The sequence below is a fragment of the Paenibacillus germinis genome (assembly GCF_013141785.1).
Classification (GTDB): domain Bacteria; phylum Bacillota; class Bacilli; order Paenibacillales; family NBRC-103111; genus Paenibacillus_E; species Paenibacillus_E phytorum.
This window is the reverse complement of sequence record NZ_WHOC01000019.1, coordinates 555115-570390: the sequence shown is the minus strand read 5'-3', so window position 1 is coordinate 570390 and position 15276 is coordinate 555115. Positions and strand designations below refer to the sequence as shown.

Annotated in this window: 12 protein-coding genes; all 12 read left to right on the top strand. The window is 46.2% G+C overall.

The window, feature by feature from the left end:
* The first annotated feature begins 102 nt into the window (after nt 1-102).
* The 12 genes from mraZ (at nt 103) to murB (ending at nt 15265) form a co-directional block, all read left to right on the top strand.
* Nucleotides 103-540 (top strand): division/cell wall cluster transcriptional repressor MraZ, encoded by a 438-nt coding sequence (mraZ, locus tag GC102_RS05040; protein WP_029196525.1) that lies wholly within the window; start codon nt 103-105, stop codon nt 538-540.
* A gap of 130 nt (nt 541-670) precedes the next feature.
* Nucleotides 671-1621, top strand: coding sequence for a 16S rRNA (cytosine(1402)-N(4))-methyltransferase RsmH (rsmH, locus tag GC102_RS05035; RefSeq protein WP_171688444.1), 951 nt, complete (start codon nt 671-673; stop codon nt 1619-1621).
* An 88-nt stretch (nt 1622-1709) separates the two neighbouring features.
* Nucleotides 1710-2144 (top strand): septum formation initiator family protein, encoded by a 435-nt coding sequence (locus tag GC102_RS05030; RefSeq protein ID WP_171648387.1) that lies wholly within the window; start codon nt 1710-1712, stop codon nt 2142-2144.
* Nucleotides 2145-2160: 16 nt separating this feature from the next.
* Nucleotides 2161-4443: a penicillin-binding transpeptidase domain-containing protein gene (locus GC102_RS05025; protein ID WP_171688443.1), complete on the top strand. Its 2283-nt coding sequence runs from the start codon at nt 2161-2163 to the stop codon at nt 4441-4443.
* Nucleotides 4444-4528: 85 nt separating this feature from the next.
* Nucleotides 4529-6457, top strand: a complete 1929-nt coding sequence (locus GC102_RS05020) for a stage V sporulation protein D (RefSeq protein WP_171688442.1) — start codon at nt 4529-4531, stop codon at nt 6455-6457.
* A 111-nt stretch (nt 6458-6568) separates the two neighbouring features.
* The gene (locus tag GC102_RS05015) at nt 6569-8056 is read left to right on the top strand and encodes a UDP-N-acetylmuramoyl-L-alanyl-D-glutamate--2,6-diaminopimelate ligase (protein ID WP_171688441.1); all 1488 of its coding nucleotides are present in this window, start codon (nt 6569-6571) and stop codon (nt 8054-8056) included.
* Nucleotides 8053-9447 carry a UDP-N-acetylmuramoyl-tripeptide--D-alanyl-D-alanine ligase gene (locus tag GC102_RS05010; RefSeq protein WP_171688440.1) on the top strand — a complete coding sequence of 465 codons (1395 nt, stop codon included), beginning with the start codon at nt 8053-8055 and terminating at the stop codon, nt 9445-9447. The genes GC102_RS05015 and GC102_RS05010 overlap by 4 nt, the downstream gene beginning before the upstream one ends.
* 99 nt (nt 9448-9546) lie before the next feature.
* Nucleotides 9547-10482 (top strand): phospho-N-acetylmuramoyl-pentapeptide-transferase, encoded by a 936-nt coding sequence (mraY, locus tag GC102_RS05005; protein ID WP_171688593.1) that lies wholly within the window; start codon nt 9547-9549, stop codon nt 10480-10482.
* Between the two features lie 3 nt (nt 10483-10485).
* Nucleotides 10486-11880 (top strand): UDP-N-acetylmuramoyl-L-alanine--D-glutamate ligase, encoded by a 1395-nt coding sequence (gene murD / locus GC102_RS05000; protein ID WP_171688439.1) that lies wholly within the window; start codon nt 10486-10488, stop codon nt 11878-11880.
* A 99-nt stretch (nt 11881-11979) separates the two neighbouring features.
* Nucleotides 11980-13077: a stage V sporulation protein E gene (spoVE, locus tag GC102_RS04995; protein ID WP_171688438.1), complete on the top strand. Its 1098-nt coding sequence runs from the start codon at nt 11980-11982 to the stop codon at nt 13075-13077.
* Nucleotides 13078-13084: 7 nt separating this feature from the next.
* Nucleotides 13085-14155: an undecaprenyldiphospho-muramoylpentapeptide beta-N-acetylglucosaminyltransferase gene (gene murG, locus GC102_RS04990; protein WP_171688437.1), complete on the top strand. Its 1071-nt coding sequence runs from the start codon at nt 13085-13087 to the stop codon at nt 14153-14155.
* Between the two features lie 204 nt (nt 14156-14359).
* The gene (gene murB, locus GC102_RS04985) at nt 14360-15265 is read left to right on the top strand and encodes a UDP-N-acetylmuramate dehydrogenase (RefSeq protein WP_171648403.1); all 906 of its coding nucleotides are present in this window, start codon (nt 14360-14362) and stop codon (nt 15263-15265) included.
* The last annotated feature ends 11 nt before the right edge of the window (nt 15266-15276 follow it).

Genomic DNA, 15276 nt, shown 5'->3' with positions numbered 1-15276 from the left:
GAAAATCCTGCTCTCAAAGCAGGATTTCTTTTATTTTTAGCGAATATTGATTCAAATGTGGTGGAAAGTGGTACAAAGTGGAGGAAAAGGGGGCGACATGCTATGTTCATGGGTGAATATCAACATAGCATCGACGAGAAAGGCCGAATGATCATCCCGGCCAAGTTTCGCGAAGCCCTCGGCGACTCATTTGTCATCACCCGCGGTCTGGATCAGTGCTTATTCGTTTATCCGCAATCGGAATGGGCGATACTCGAGCAGAAGCTCAAAGCACTGCCGCTAATGAAATCAGATGCGCGTGCCTTCACCCGGTTTTTCTTCTCCGGTGCAACGGAGTGTGACCTCGATAAACAAGGTAGAGCGAACATTCCAGGCAACCTCGTGGATCATGCCAAACTTGAAAAGGATTGTGTGGTTATCGGTGTTTCCAACCGAGTTGAGATTTGGAGCAAGCAAATTTGGGAAAGCTATGCCAATGAATCCGAACAGTCGTTCAATGAAATAGCTGAGAAACTCGTCGATTTTAATTTTGATTTATAGAGGTTTACGTAGAAAGCTTTGCTAAAGCAAAGCTCAGATTATGCTTACGAAGTTAGTTTTGCCAAGGCAAAACTTAGCTAATGCTTACGTAGAAAGCTTTGCTAAAGCAAAGCTCTTAGGAGGACACCAAGTGTTTCATCATGTGACGGTACTTAAGGAAGAATCTGTTGAAGGTTTACATATAAAGCCGGATGGGGTTTACGTGGATTGTACGATGGGAGGAGCAGGGCATAGTTCCCTGATTGCTTCTAAGTTAGGTCCAAATGGCTTACTGATTGCACTAGACCAGGATGATGTTGCTTTAGCTAATGCTCAAACCGTGCTAGCGCCCTACCTGGATCGAGTGAAAATCGTGAAAAGCAATTTCAGAGAGCTGGAGAAGGTGCTCCAGAATGAGCCTAGAGCGCTACGGGATGGCTTGCCGCAGGTGGATGGGATTCTCTTCGATCTTGGCGTGTCATCTCCACAACTTGATGATGGGGATCGCGGTTTCAGCTACAACCACGATGCAGAGCTTGACATGAGGATGGATCGTTCGACGGAATTAACTGCCAAAACGATTGTCAATGAGTGGCCAGCAGACCAAATTGCGCGAATTTTGTTTGAGTATGGGGAAGAAAAGTTTTCCAGGCGGATTGCAGGCGTCATTGTGGAAGCTCGGACCAAACAAACCATTGAAACCACAGGTGAGCTGGTGGAGCTTATCAAGGAAGGTATTCCCGCTGCAGCGAGAAGGACCGGCGGTCACCCCGCGAAGCGAAGTTTCCAAGCGCTGCGTATAGCGGTAAATGATGAATTAGGAGCTTTTGAAGAAGCACTGGAGCAATCACTCCGTTGCCTTGCCCCACAAGGCCGAGTTGCTGTAATTACCTTCCATTCACTGGAAGATCGCATATGCAAACAATTTTTTGTGAAAAACGTTGAAAAATGCACCTGTCCTTCGGATCTTCCCTATTGCGTGTGCAAGAAGACCGGAGTTGTAAAATTAGTAACACGAAAACCAATTTCACCAAGCGAACATGAGCTTGAAGTCAATCAAAGGGCAAGATCCGCGAAGCTGCGAATCGCTGAAAAGCTTTAAATTACCCCACAAAGTGAAGACAAGCTCTGAAGCTTATTCCTATTACTTTGGGGGGGGCCCCAAATAAACACAAGGGAGGAAATAAAACATGCCATCTTACATCCAAGGCAATTTGGCTCTCGATCCAAAACGTTCAGCCCCAGCACCAAAAGTGAAGATAAAAGAAACAACAAAGGTTGTTTATCGCAATAAAACGTTGCCGACACAGGAGAAGATGCTCTATTTGTTCACAGTAATCCTTTGTGTCATTGTAGCGGGAGTTATTATCTGGCGTTACGCGGCTATTTATCAGATGAATGCCAATATTTTGAAAATGCAAAGTGAAATTCGTGAGATGCAAGCTCAGAACAGTGCTTTGAAGCAAGAAGTAGAGAAACTGCAAAGTCCTGAACGTATGAAGGGTGAGGCTGTTCGGCTTGGTTTTAATTTAGGAGATGAAAAGAAAGTAAGTTTAGTCACTCCAGAGAAAACAAAATCAAATACAAGCAGTAGCAAAAATAATAAAGTAGTTTCTAAACCGTAATGGGCAGGTATTCGATATGACAAAAAAAATTAAGCTGCGATCTTTGCTAATTGGAGGGTTCTTCACCCTTCTTTTTGTTGTCCTCATTTCTAAAGTCTATTGGATTCAAGTGGTAGAAGCTTCATGGTTGCTAGGGGAAGCCGAGAAGAAATGGGAAACAGATAAGGTATTAACCCCTGTTAGAGGAAGTATACTGGACAGAAATAACAAAGTACTTGCCGTTGAAGCAACGTCGTATACCATTGCACTTAATCCCAAAATGATTGATGGCTATCATATCGCTGAGAATGTTACACAAGGATTAGCGGAAATTTTGAAAGAGTCGGATGTAACGAAGCCTACGCTTGTCAATAAAATCCGTGAGCGGGCAACGAAAATGAAGCCAGATGGTACGGATTTTGCTGTTTATACAGAGATTAGAAATGAAGGTTGGAAGATTGAGAAAGAGAAGGCAGATCAAGTTCGTACGTTAATTTCAGAGCTTCAAACAAAACTCAAGTTAAGTGCAAAAGCTAACGTAGGAATTACTATTTTAGAAGACAAGAAACGCTATTATCCAGGTGAAACGCTAGCCTCCCACATTCTAGGGTATACGAATAAAGAAGGCGAAGCAGCAATAGGTTTAGAACTTAAACTTGACCAAACCCTTAAGGGTGTTCCTGGAATGTTAAGCTATGAGAAGGACGGGAAAGGTGTTGAACTTCCTGATTCCAAGATCAATTTCAAACCAGCGCAAGATGGGAACAATGTGCGACTCACAATTGATAAAAATATCCAATTTTATTTGGAGAGCGCGCTTGAAAAAGTAAATGACAAGTGGCACCCGAAGAGCCTAACGGCGATTGCTGTTGATCCACAAACCATGGAAATTCTGGGAATGGCCAATACGCCTACCTTTAACCCCAATACCTATTGGACGATTAAAGATCAAAGTGATTTCAAAAATAATGCGGTAGCCTCTCGCTATGAGCCTGGCTCTACTTTTAAGCTAGTGACATTAGCTGCTACAGTAGAAGAGGGTCTATTTAATCCGAATGAAATGTACCAATCAGGTATGATTCGGGTAGAGGATAGAGAACTCCATGATCATAATCGGGTTGGTTGGGGGAAAATCTCCTTCTTGGATGGTCTTAAGCGCTCTAGTAACGTTGCTTTCGTCAAATTGGGTATAGAAAAATTAACTTCACCTAAGCTGAAAGATTACATTAAGAAATTTGGGTTCGATCAAAAAACGAATATTGATATGCCGAATGAAGTTTCCGGTTTAATAGATATGAAATATCCATCTGAATTTGCAACCGCTACTTATGGACAAGGAAAGGTCGTTGTGACAGCCATTCAACAAACAGCTGCTTATGCTGCGATGGCCAACGGTGGCAAATTGATGTGGCCTCACATTGTTAAGGATATTGTCGATCCGAAAACAGGGAAAAGCATTCAGTCTTTTGCGCCACAAGTCGTTAGGCAAGTCGTAAGTGAAAAGACAGCTAATCTGGTGACCGGATATTTAGAACAAGTTGTATCTGACCAAGATATTGGTACAGGTAAGCTTGCATTTATGGAGGACTACCGTATCGCAGGTAAGACAGGAACAGCTAACTTAGTCCTTCCCGGTGAAAAGACCTATTCCACGGATTCGTGGGTTATTTCCTTTATTGGGTACGCTCCTGCTGAAAATCCTCGTATCCTAGTTACATTGATCGCCGATCAACCTGACTTAGGCGGCAATTATCACTTAGGAGGGCAGGTACTAGCTCCTGCTTTTAAAGAAATTGTTGGTGAATCGCTGCAGTATATGGGCGTTGCATCGAATAAGCAATCGAAAATGGTAACGAAGCCAGCGAATAAGCTAACGGTGCCTAATTTTGCAGATGTGACAGCAGAAAGCGCCAAGGCTACAGCAAAGGAGATCGGTTTGTCACTTGAAGTTTTCGGTAAGGGAGCCAAGGTTGTGGATCAATTTCCGAAAGCAGGTACTGAAATCTTATCTACACAACGAATATATGTTGCGATGCAAACTGTTGACGAAATGCCGCTGCCTAACTTGGTAGGTAGATCACTTCGAGATGCCGTTGAAACCTGTTCCTTCTTTAAAGTAGACTGTCAAACCGCCGGTGAAGGATATGTCTCGGATCAGGCCACAACAGGAGAAGGTGAGGGGAGAAGTGTGACGTTGCAGCTCAAGCCATTAAGCGATAAATCTTCAACTGCAAGTTCATCAACACCTACACCTTCGCCAACGCCGGCGTCAAATACGAAAACAGAAGCGCAGCGATCTACGGCTAAAAAGACACCTTAACGGAGAGCTTGTTCTAACCCCTGTTTGTCCCGAATAGTCATGTTAGGAATGATGTTGACTTATTGGGAAGGGAGACTGAACGTTCATGCGTGTTTCTAACGTTACCGTTCGTCGCAGATTGTTTACTGCGCTCATTATTGGCACTGTCATCTTTACAGCACTTATTCTCCGTCTAGCTTATGTCCAGCTATGGATTGGACAAGACTTGGCGAATAAAGCAGAGGATAGTTGGCGGAGAAAAATTGAATTTGCGCCCAAGCGAGGCGAGATTCAAGATCGCAATGGGATAACGATGACCTACAGTATGAGTACACCTACGATAGTGGCTATTCCTGTTCAAATTCAAGACGCCCGAAGCACTGCAGCCAAACTTGCCGAAGTGCTGCAAGGGAATGAAGATGACATTTATAAACAGATTACAAAGAAAACATCTCAAAACGATATCAAGCCATCTGGACGCAAAATAACGATTGAAAAAGCGCAAGAAGTACGAAATCTAAATCTTCCTGGTATTGTAGTAGCAGAAGATAACAAAAGATATTATCCTTTTGGCTCGTTAGCTGCCCATATTCTTGGTTTTGCTGGATTAGATAAAGGCCTGACAGGCATTGAGGCAAAATATAACAGCCAATTGACTGGAATAGCCGGAAGCATATCTTATATGACTGATGCAGCAGGAAGAACGTTGGAAGGGACAACGGATACCTATACGAAGCCAAAAGACGGCCTCAATATGAAGCTGACAATTGACAGTCACTTGCAATCGGTGCTGGAAAGAGAATTGGATCAGGCTATGGTACAGTATAAGGCGCAAAATGTTATTGCCATCATGATGGATCCAAATAATGGAGAAATTCTTGCCATGGGCAGCAGGCCGACTTATGAACCAGGCAATTATAAGGATTTTCCGGCTGAAACCTATAACAGGAACTTACCGATTTGGAAAACATATGAGCCGGGTTCTACTTTCAAAATTATTACGCTAGCTGCAGCACTTGAGGAAAAAAAGGTTGATTTAAAAAATGAGCAGTTTTACGATCCCGGATTTATTGAGGTCGGAGGGGCTAGACTCCGCTGTTGGAAACGCGGAGGTCATGGCAGTGAAACGATGCTGCAAGTCGTCCAAAATTCCTGTAACCCCGGATTCGTCGTTATGGGACAGCGATTAGGCAAGGAAAAGTTGTTTGATTACATTTCAAAGTTTGGCTTTGGGAAGAAGACGGGAATTGACCTCGGCGGCGAAGAAAATGGTATTATGTTTAAGCCGTCTCAGGTGGGTCCTGTTGAGCTAGCGACGACGGCATTCGGTCAAGGGGTATCGGTCACTCCGATTCAGCAAATTACGGCTGTCTCTGCGGCTATTAACGGAGGAAAACTTTTTAAGCCGTATGTGGCAAAATCGTTTACAAATCCGGATACGGGTGAGGTTGTTGATGTTGTAGAGCCCGAGCTTGTGCGCAATGTCATCTCAGAGGAGACATCGAAGCAAGTACGCGAAGCGCTTGAAAGCGTAGTTGCCAAAGGCACAGGGCGCAATGCGTTTATCGACGGCTATCGCGTAGGTGGGAAGACGGGAACAGCGCAGAAGGTCATTAACGGACGTTATTCGCCGGATGAGCATATTGTCTCCTTCATTGGCTTCGCGCCAGCTGATAATCCGAAGATTGTCATCTATGCAGCTGTGGATGATCCTCAAGGGATTCAATTTGGAGGTCTGATTGCAGCTCCGCTTGTGAAGAATATGATGGCTGATGCTTTGCGATATATGAAAGTCGAACCAGATAAAAACCAGCTTGATAAAGACTATCGCTATGGTGAAATACCGATTGTTGAGGTGCCGGACTTGGTTGGAGCTTCAGTTGATGATATATTAGAAGATCTGAACATGAATTTTAGGCTGGCTAAGTCTGGCAATGGCAAATATGTGATCAGTCAAGCGCCGAAGCCGGGTTCACGAGTAGATCAAGGCTCTACAATACGCATTTTTCTCTCAAACAATGCGCCACCGCAATAATGTGGTTTAGTTGACTGGAAAAAAAGATTTGCGAGTAAGACATGTTTGGCTTTTCCATAAGCATAAAATTGTCAATAATAGGTAGCAATAACGTTAAGGAGAGGGTTGCTCATGAAACTTCAGGAGCTTGCTTCCGCACTGCTCATTACCCACATACATGGAGATGCTGAAACAGAGATTACTGGGATTGAAGCAGACTCTCGTAAAATAAAAACAGGGGATTTATTTCTATGTATCCCTGGACTGACAGCAGATGGTCACGATTATGCCCCAAAAGCGATTGCGCTTGGGGCTTCTGCGCTTGTAACGGAAAGAGTACTTGACTTGCCAATTCCTCAGCTTGTTGTGAAAGATGCGAGATATGCAATGGCAGCATTATCAGCCCATTTCTATGGCTATCCCAGCAAAGAACTGAAATTAATTGGTATTACGGGTACGAATGGCAAAACGACATCGACCTATTTAATTGAGAAAATATTGCGGGATCAAGGCTTTACGACGGGACTTATGGGAACGATTCAAATGAAAATCGGCGATACGTATACGGAAATGGAGCGCACAACACAAGAAGCCGTCGATCTACAGCGCAGCTTCCGCATGATGTGTGAACAGAAGACGGATTATTGCATTATGGAAGTGTCCAGTCATGCCTTGGAATTAGGTCGAGTGAAGGGCATTCATTTCCGTTCGGGTATTTTTACGAATTTAACACAAGATCATTTAGATTATCACAAAACAATGGATGCTTACGCAGCGGCAAAAGGACTGCTCTTCTCAAGATTGGGGAATGGTTTCTCAGCCGATCTCAAGGAGCGCCAGTATGCTATTCTAAATGCAGATGATGCTGCTTCCCAAACGTTCAGTAAGCTGACAGCCGCGCAAATTATTACATATGGTATAGAGAACGATTGTGATGTAAGGGCGACAAATATTCGAATTACTGCCCAAGGAACGGAATTTAAGCTTGTTTCCTTTGCAGGAGAGGCTTTTTTCAGAATGAAGTTGGTTGGTAAATTTAACGTGTACAATGCGCTTGGGTCCATTGCTGCGGCACTTGCTGAAGGGATTCCCCTTGAAGCGATCCGGAATAGTTTAGAAGATATTACGGTAGTAGATGGACGCATGGAGGTTGTAAATGAAGGACAGGATTACTTAGTCTTGGTTGATTATGCACATACCCCAGATGGACTAGAGAATGCCCTGTCTACTGTACGTGACTTTGCAGAAGGTAAGGTAATCACTGTGTTTGGCTGCGGTGGTGACCGTGATCGAACGAAACGCCCACTTATGGGTAAGGTTACAGCTAAATATAGTGACTTTTTATATGTGACATCAGATAATCCGCGTACGGAAAATCCAGATGCCATTCTTGATGATATTGTTCCTGGTCTAAAAGAGGTGAATTACCCGAAGGAAAAGTATGAATTAATCGTGGATCGCAAAAAAGCGATACAAAAGGCTATTGAAGGGGCAGGCCCTAAGGATGTAATATTGATAGCGGGAAAAGGCCACGAAACGTATCAGGATGTCATGGGGGTCAAGCATGATTTCGATGATCGATTGGTGGCTAAGGCTGCGATTAGGGGGAGAGAACGATGATAGAGCGCACACTGGAACAAATGACAGACATGCTAGGCGATGAGAGAGTGCGGGTGTCCTGGGCGTCAACGGCAAGGGACATTCCAATAATAGGCATATCTACCGACACACGAACAATTCGACCAGGAAGTCTGTTTGTGCCGCTGATCGGGGATCATTATGATGGTCACGCATATGCCGCAGAGGCTTACAGCAAGGGTGCTGCGGCTGCCTTATGGCAAGATGACCATCCTCACCCCCCAGAAGGCATGCCCATCATTCGCGTCAAGGATACGCTAACAGCCCTGCAGCAGTTGGCTAAGTCTTATCGCAAGCAGCTGCCGGTTCGCATTGTTGGCATTACTGGGAGTAATGGCAAAACAACAACCAAAGACTTAGTTGCAGCCGTTTTGGGTAGTACGTTTCAAGTGCATAAAACAAAGGGAAACCTGAATAATCATATTGGTTTACCGCTCACGCTGCTCGAGCTTGAGGAAACTACGCAATTCGCCGTAGTCGAGATGGGGATGAGTGGACGTGGCGAGATCGAGCTGCTGTCCAATCTGGCTGAGCCGGAAGCGACGATTATTACAATGATCGGTGAATCGCACATGCTTCAGCTTGGCTCGCGGGAAGAAATCGCTCGGGCTAAGGCCGAGATCGTTAGCGGAATGCCCAGCGGTGGGTTGTTCGTCTACAACGGCGACGAGCCATTGATTGAACAGGCCCTCGCGGAGCGAGGCGTCGGCGGGCTGCGCCGCATTCGCTTCGGCAGCGGCGCGGGTAATGATCTGTTCCCGACCGACATCCGGATGGATGCGGACGGGGCGCACTTCCAGATCAATTCTCCGGGGTACCCGGAATTGTTCATTCCCTTGCTCGGTACGCATAATGTAATTAATGCGTTAGCAGCCATAGCCATCGGCGAAGCCTTCGGCGTCTCGCCTGAGGGAATAGCAGCAGGGCTTCGCTCGCTGCAGATGACAAGCATGCGCATCGAGAAGCTGACAGCAGCCTCAGGGCTGACTGTGCTTAACGATGCGTATAACGCCAGCCCGGCATCCATGCGGGCTGCGATTGACTTGACCGAGCAGCTGAGCGGCTTCGGTCGCAAGTTCCTCGTGCTCGGCGACATGCTGGAGCTTGGCGAGCACGAAGAGCAGTTCCATCGCGGCATTGGTGCGATGCTGTCTCCAGAACGTGTAGACTATGTCTTCACGTTCGGCCGTCTTGGCCGCTTCATCGCGGATGAAGCGGCTCAGCAATTCCCGAAGGCGTGCGTGCGCGCCTTCGATGACAAAGAGCAGCTCGCGGCAGAGCTCGCCGCAATCGCACAACCCGAGGACCTTGTGCTTGTGAAAGGCTCGCGAGGCATGCGTCTCGAGCATGTGGTTAATGCCTTACTCGCCTAGATGGCGTATGTAATTAATTATAGGATGAAACAGTAGATCGTTTTCGAAAGACGAAAACGAGCAGGGGGAACCAATGTGGAAAACGCAATTTTATTAACGATGGGCGTAGCTTTTGTGCTTTCGCTTATTATGGGACCGCTTTTTATACCCATTTTGCGGCGTATGAAATTCGGACAACAAATTCGTGAGGATGGCCCGCAAGGGCATCTGAAAAAACAAGGGACACCGACGATGGGCGGGGTCATTATTTTGCTCGCGCTGGCCCTTGCTACGCTTCGTTTTGCCGATAAAAATACGGATCTTCTAATCCTGTTAATAGCCTCATTAGGCTATGGGTTAGTTGGTTTTCTCGACGATTATATTAAAATTATTTTCAAGCGATCACTTGGTCTTACAGCGAAACAAAAGCTGTTCGGTCAGCTCTTGATCTCTGCCATCGTCTGTTACCTGCTTGTCATGCAAGGACATAGCACGGACTTATATATTCCATTTGTGGCGTTCCACTTCAACCCAGGTTGGTTGTACTTTCCGTTAATGGCCATTCTTATGTTGGGTGCATCGAATGCGGTGAATTTTACAGATGGTCTCGATGGTCTGCTTGCAGGGACAAGTGCCATTGCATTTGGTGCTTATACGGTTATTGCTATGAATAATACACAGCCGGAAGCGGCTATTTTTTCGGCAGCTATGGTTGGGGCCGTACTCGGTTTTCTCGTCTTTAATGCTCATCCAGCCAAAGTGTTTATGGGTGACACAGGATCGCTCGGGATTGGTGGCGGCCTTGTGGCTGTTGCCATTTTGACCAAAGCTGAGCTGCTTCTTGCCATTGTTGGCGGTGTGTTCTTGGTTGAAATTCTTTCTGTTGTGATCCAAGTCGTTTCTTTCAAGACGAGAGGTAAGCGTGTTTTCAAAATGAGTCCGATCCATCACCACTTCGAATTGGTTGGTTGGTCGGAATGGCGTGTTGTTATCACATTCTGGGTCGTAGGTCTCGTACTTGCTGTACTCGGATTATATATGAATGAGGTGTTGTAGAGCATGAATCATCCGCGGGATTATCGTGGACTTGAAGTCATTATTTTGGGCTTGGCTCGCAGCGGTGTCGCTGCGGCTAAGCTTTTTCATCAAAAAGGAGCCTTGGTAACGGTCAATGACAAAAAAGAGCGAAGCGCATGCCCTGAAGCCGATGAATTAGAGGCTCTGGGTATTTCTGTTGTATGCGGCTTTCATCCGGAGTCCTTGGTGCATGCAGGTGTTTCTCTCGTTGTGAAGAACCCAGGAATTCCGTATACGGTAGAGCCTATTCGCAAAGCACAAGAGCTCGGAATCGAAGTCGTGACAGAGGTTGAGGTTGCTTATCAATTCTGTGAAGCTCCAATTATTGGTATAACAGGTTCGAATGGCAAGACCACGACGACAACATTGATTGGTTTAATGCTGGACGCAGCTGGATTATCTCCCGTTGTAGCGGGTAATATCGGGCGCGCATTAACCGAGGCTGCGCCTGAAGTTACAGCTGATAACTGGATGGTTGTTGAGCTTAGCAGCTTTCAACTGAAAGGAACGAGTTTGTTCCGACCAACGATTGCACTTTTGTTAAATGTGTACGAAACTCATCTGGATTATCATGGTTCAATGGATGACTATATCGTTTCGAAAGCTAAGTTATTTGCGAATCAAACCGAAGAAGATACAGCAATCTTGAATTGGGATGATGAGGTGTGCCAGTCTTTAATTCCTAGTCTGAAGGCTAAGCTATTCCCTTTTTCTATGAAAGAGAAGCTCGCTTTTGGCGTCTACTTCGATGTAGAGACTGAGGCCATTGTTTATGCAAATGGATTAGGCCAAGTGCAGCCGATTATGCCGGCAAGTGAAATGGGTATCCCGGGCAGCTTTAACGTTGAGAACGCGCTAGCAGCGGCGGCAGCAGCCATTACCACGGGTGTTCAGCTGGAAGCCATAGCAGATGTGCTCAGAAGCTTCCAAGGCGTAGAACACCGTCTGGAGCTCGTTAGAGAGCTGAAGGATGTGACCTTCTATAACAATTCCAAAGCGACGAATGCAGCGGCTTCGATAAAGTCGATTGAGGCGTTCAACCAGCGTGTTGTTCTGATTGCAGGAGGCTTGGATCGCGGGTCGGATTATATGGAACTTCTGCCTACTTTTCGTGAGCGGATTAAAGGTATCGTTGCTTTAGGTCAAACGAAAGAGAAAATTACGCATATTGCCGAGCTGGCAGGGATTAGCCGCATTCAAACCGTCGATACTGCTAAGGATGCAGCGGACGCGGTGTCGCAAGCCGTTCAGCTTGCCTGGCAAATGAGTGAACCCGGAGATATTGTTCTACTTTCACCTGCTTGTGCAAGCTGGGATATGTTCCCCTCCTATGAGGACAGGGGACGCATGTTTAAGGAGTCCGTGCATAACCTTTAAATAGGGCTTATCCACATATGCTGTTTGGTTGGCGATACTGTCGCTGCTTGCTGATATGTATCAAGGATGACGCCCACAACACACGAAGAGGTGTCTGTTATGGGTAAAGCACGGTCCGCTCCTGACATTTGGATTATTGTTCCAACCTTGTTGCTTTTGACAATCGGCGTTATTATGGTTTACAGCGCTAGCAGTGTTCTTGCGTTTCGTGAATTTGGCGATTCCCTGTACTACTTGAAACGTCAATTTATATTTGCTGTTTTGGGTGTTATCGCCATGTTTTTTACGATGAATGTTGATTATTTGGTTTGGAAAAGGTTTGCCCGAGTAGCGCTTTTTATTTGCTTTGCCATGTTGATTATTGTTCTGATTCCCGGCATCGGGGTTGTTCGTGGTGGGGCTAGAAGCTGGTTAGGTATAGGTGCCTTCGGTATTCAGCCGTCCGAATTTATGAAAATTGGGATGATTCTCTTTCTATCCAACATGTTATCCGAAAACCAAGCGAAAATAACATTATTCAGAAAAGGCTTATTGCCACCGCTTGGCATCATGGGCTTAGCGTTCGGTCTCATTATGCTGCAGCCTGACCTTGGAACTGGTGCTGTTCTCGTCGGAGCCTCGCTGCTCATCATCTACACATCGGGGGCGAGATTGCTTCATCTCTCGTATCTGGGTATGATAGGGGTTGCGGGTTTTATCGGGCTCGTCATCGCTGCCCCATACCGTTTGAAGCGAATTACAGCATTCTTGGATCCGTGGCAGGATCCCTTAGGTGCAGGATATCAGTCGATTCAATCGCTATATGCTATTGGACCAGGTGGTCTTGTAGGGCTTGGTCTAGGTATGAGCCGTCAGAAGTATAGCTATTTGCCAGAGCCGCAAACGGATTTCATTTTCTCCATTATTGCTGAGGAACTTGGATTTATCGGCGGTACGCTTGTGCTGCTGCTCTTTACGATTCTTGTATGGCGCGGAATGCGGGCAGCTATTACAGCGCCGGATACGTTTGCCAGTTTGATCGCTGTAGGCATTATCGGTATGATTGCCGTTCAAGTCATTATTAATATTGGTGTTGTTATTGGGATGTTCCCGGTAACCGGCATTACTTTGCCATTCATAAGTGCAGGAGGGTCTTCATTGACGCTTATGCTGACATCGGTCGGCATCCTGCTCAATATATCCCGCTATTCGAGGTGACAGGGGAATGAAAACGATTGTCTTTACCGGAGGAGGCTCCGCAGGACATGTTACACCTAACATAGCGCTGATGCATAAGCTTGCGCAATTAGGTTGGGAAATTAAATACATAGGTTCAGCTACGGGCATCGAGAAAGACATCATTGAACGCGAAGGGGTACCTTTTTATTCGATTTCGTCTGGGAAATTACGTCGATATTTTGATCTGAAAAATTTCAAAGACCCTTTCAGAGTGATGAAAGGCGTCTATGAGTCTTATAGATTGCTCCGTCGTTTGAAGCCCGCCATCGTCTTTTCGAAGGGCGGGTTCGTTTCCGTCCCGGTCGTGCTTGGCAGTCGGATGAACAAGATCCCGGTGATTATTCATGAGTCCGATATAACGCCAGGGCTTGCGAACAAAATTTCAATTCCTTTTGCAACCAAGGTTTGCGTTACCTTTCCGGAGTCCTTACAGCATGTTCAAAGAGACAAGGTTGAGCTGACAGGTTTACCGATTCGTGAACACATTCTAAGCGGTAAAGCGTCTCGCGCTTACCAGCTATGTGATTTTCATTCGCAGAAACCGGTCATTTTGGTAATGGGCGGCAGCCTAGGCTCACAAGTGATTAATCAAGCCGTCAGAGGCAACCTAGGGCGATTACTAGCTCAGTTTCAGATTGTACACCTATGTGGAAAAGGCAATATTGCGTCAGAGCTTGCCAATACCCGGGGTTATAAACAATTTGAATATTTGAATGAGGAGCTCCCCGATATTTTGGCAATGACAGAGCTTGTTATTTCCCGGGCTGGTGCCACATCTATTTATGAATTTTTAGTCATGGAAAAGCCGATGCTGCTTATTCCTTTATCTCTGCAGGCAAGCCGGGGAGACCAGATTCTAAATGCGGAGTCATTTCAGAAAGCTGGCTACGCGGACGTTCTACAAGAAGAGGCGTTAACAGCTGATACGCTCGCAGAGCGTGTGGAAGCTCTTCATACGAATCGAGAGACCTACAAGGCAGCGATGCAATCACGCAAAGAAAGCGATGCGGTTGCATCGATCGTAAAACTGATTGAAACCTTTAGCTTATCGACTTGATTTTGCTAAACCGAATAGGCGATTGTCACACTCTATCCGATTTTACATAAACTACACTATAACCGTGACAGACACCTAAGGCTTAATATGGCGCCAAACAACGAAGACCGGCCATCTTCGACTCGGTCCGTATTATGAAATTATGAAGCTTGAAGCTGCTTTTCAAGATAATTTCGCCCTACGTTCTGTGAAGGAGGTTTTCCCATGCAACAGTTAATATCCGACTTACAGGCAGCAAATATTGGCGAGATTCGAACGAATGAACGACTAGCCCCTTATACGACATGGAAAATCGGCGGTCCGGCTGATTGCCTCGTTATCCCCCAAACGAAAGAGCAGGTAGCTGCTGCCATCCAATTTTTATATGAACGCGGTGTTCCATGGACGGTCATCGGAAGAGGATCCAACCTGCTTGTAAGTGATAAAGGCATTAGAGGGGTCGTTATTAAACTTGGCAATGCGTTAGAAACGCTTCGCTTTGATGGTGCGATGGTCTACGCAGGTGGTTCCTATTCGTTCATTAAATTGTCCGTACTAGCGGCCAAGGAGGGTTTAACCGGACTGGAGTTTGCTTCTGGCATTCCCGGTTCTGTGGGAGGCGCCGTCTACATGAATGCAGGGGCTCATGGGTCCGATGTGTCACGCATACTCAAGCAGGCTGAAGTCATCCTGGACACAGGGGAATTGGTCACTATGCAGGCGGAGGATTTGCAGTATGCCTATCGACATTCCATTCTGCAAACAATGCCCGGCATTGTAACGGAAGCTGTCTTTGAATTACAGGTAGGAGAGCGCAAAGAAATAGCGGGAGCCATGGCGGCTTACCGGGATAGGCGCCTCCGCACGCAACCGCTTCAATTAGCTTGCGCTGGGAGTGTATTTCGCAACCCCGAAGGGGGATTCGCAGCTAAGCTCATCGAAGAAGCTGGCCTGAAAGGCAAACGTGTCGGTGGAGCTGAAATTTCTAAGCTTCACGCCAATTTCATTGTTAATACCGGAGATGCTACAGCCGAGGACGTTCTCACTCTCATAGGCGAGGTACAGCTAATCGTACAGAATCAGTACGGCATATCGCTAGTACCGGAAGTTCTGATGATGGGTGAGAGGTAAATCGGAGGTGG

Bases quoted from the DNA above. Each gene is read 5' to 3' on its own strand.
- GC102_RS05010 (WP_171688440.1), top strand. From the start codon at position 8,053: ATGATAGAGCGCACACTGGAACAAATGACAGACATGCTAGGCGATGAG.
- mraY (WP_171688593.1), top strand. From the start codon at position 9,547: ATGGGCGTAGCTTTTGTGCTTTCGCTTATTATGGGACCGCTTTTTATA.
- GC102_RS05025 (WP_171688443.1), top strand. From the start codon at position 2,161: ATGACAAAAAAAATTAAGCTGCGATCTTTGCTAATTGGAGGGTTCTTC.
- GC102_RS05030 (WP_171648387.1), top strand. From the start codon at position 1,710: ATGCCATCTTACATCCAAGGCAATTTGGCTCTCGATCCAAAACGTTCA.
- GC102_RS05020 (WP_171688442.1), top strand. From the start codon at position 4,529: ATGCGTGTTTCTAACGTTACCGTTCGTCGCAGATTGTTTACTGCGCTC.
- mraZ (WP_029196525.1), top strand. From the start codon at position 103: ATGTTCATGGGTGAATATCAACATAGCATCGACGAGAAAGGCCGAATG.
- murB (WP_171648403.1), top strand. From the start codon at position 14,360: ATGCAACAGTTAATATCCGACTTACAGGCAGCAAATATTGGCGAGATT.
- GC102_RS05015 (WP_171688441.1), top strand. From the start codon at position 6,569: ATGAAACTTCAGGAGCTTGCTTCCGCACTGCTCATTACCCACATACAT.
- murG (WP_171688437.1), top strand. From the start codon at position 13,085: ATGAAAACGATTGTCTTTACCGGAGGAGGCTCCGCAGGACATGTTACA.
- murD (WP_171688439.1), top strand. From the start codon at position 10,486: ATGAATCATCCGCGGGATTATCGTGGACTTGAAGTCATTATTTTGGGC.
- spoVE (WP_171688438.1), top strand. From the start codon at position 11,980: ATGGGTAAAGCACGGTCCGCTCCTGACATTTGGATTATTGTTCCAACC.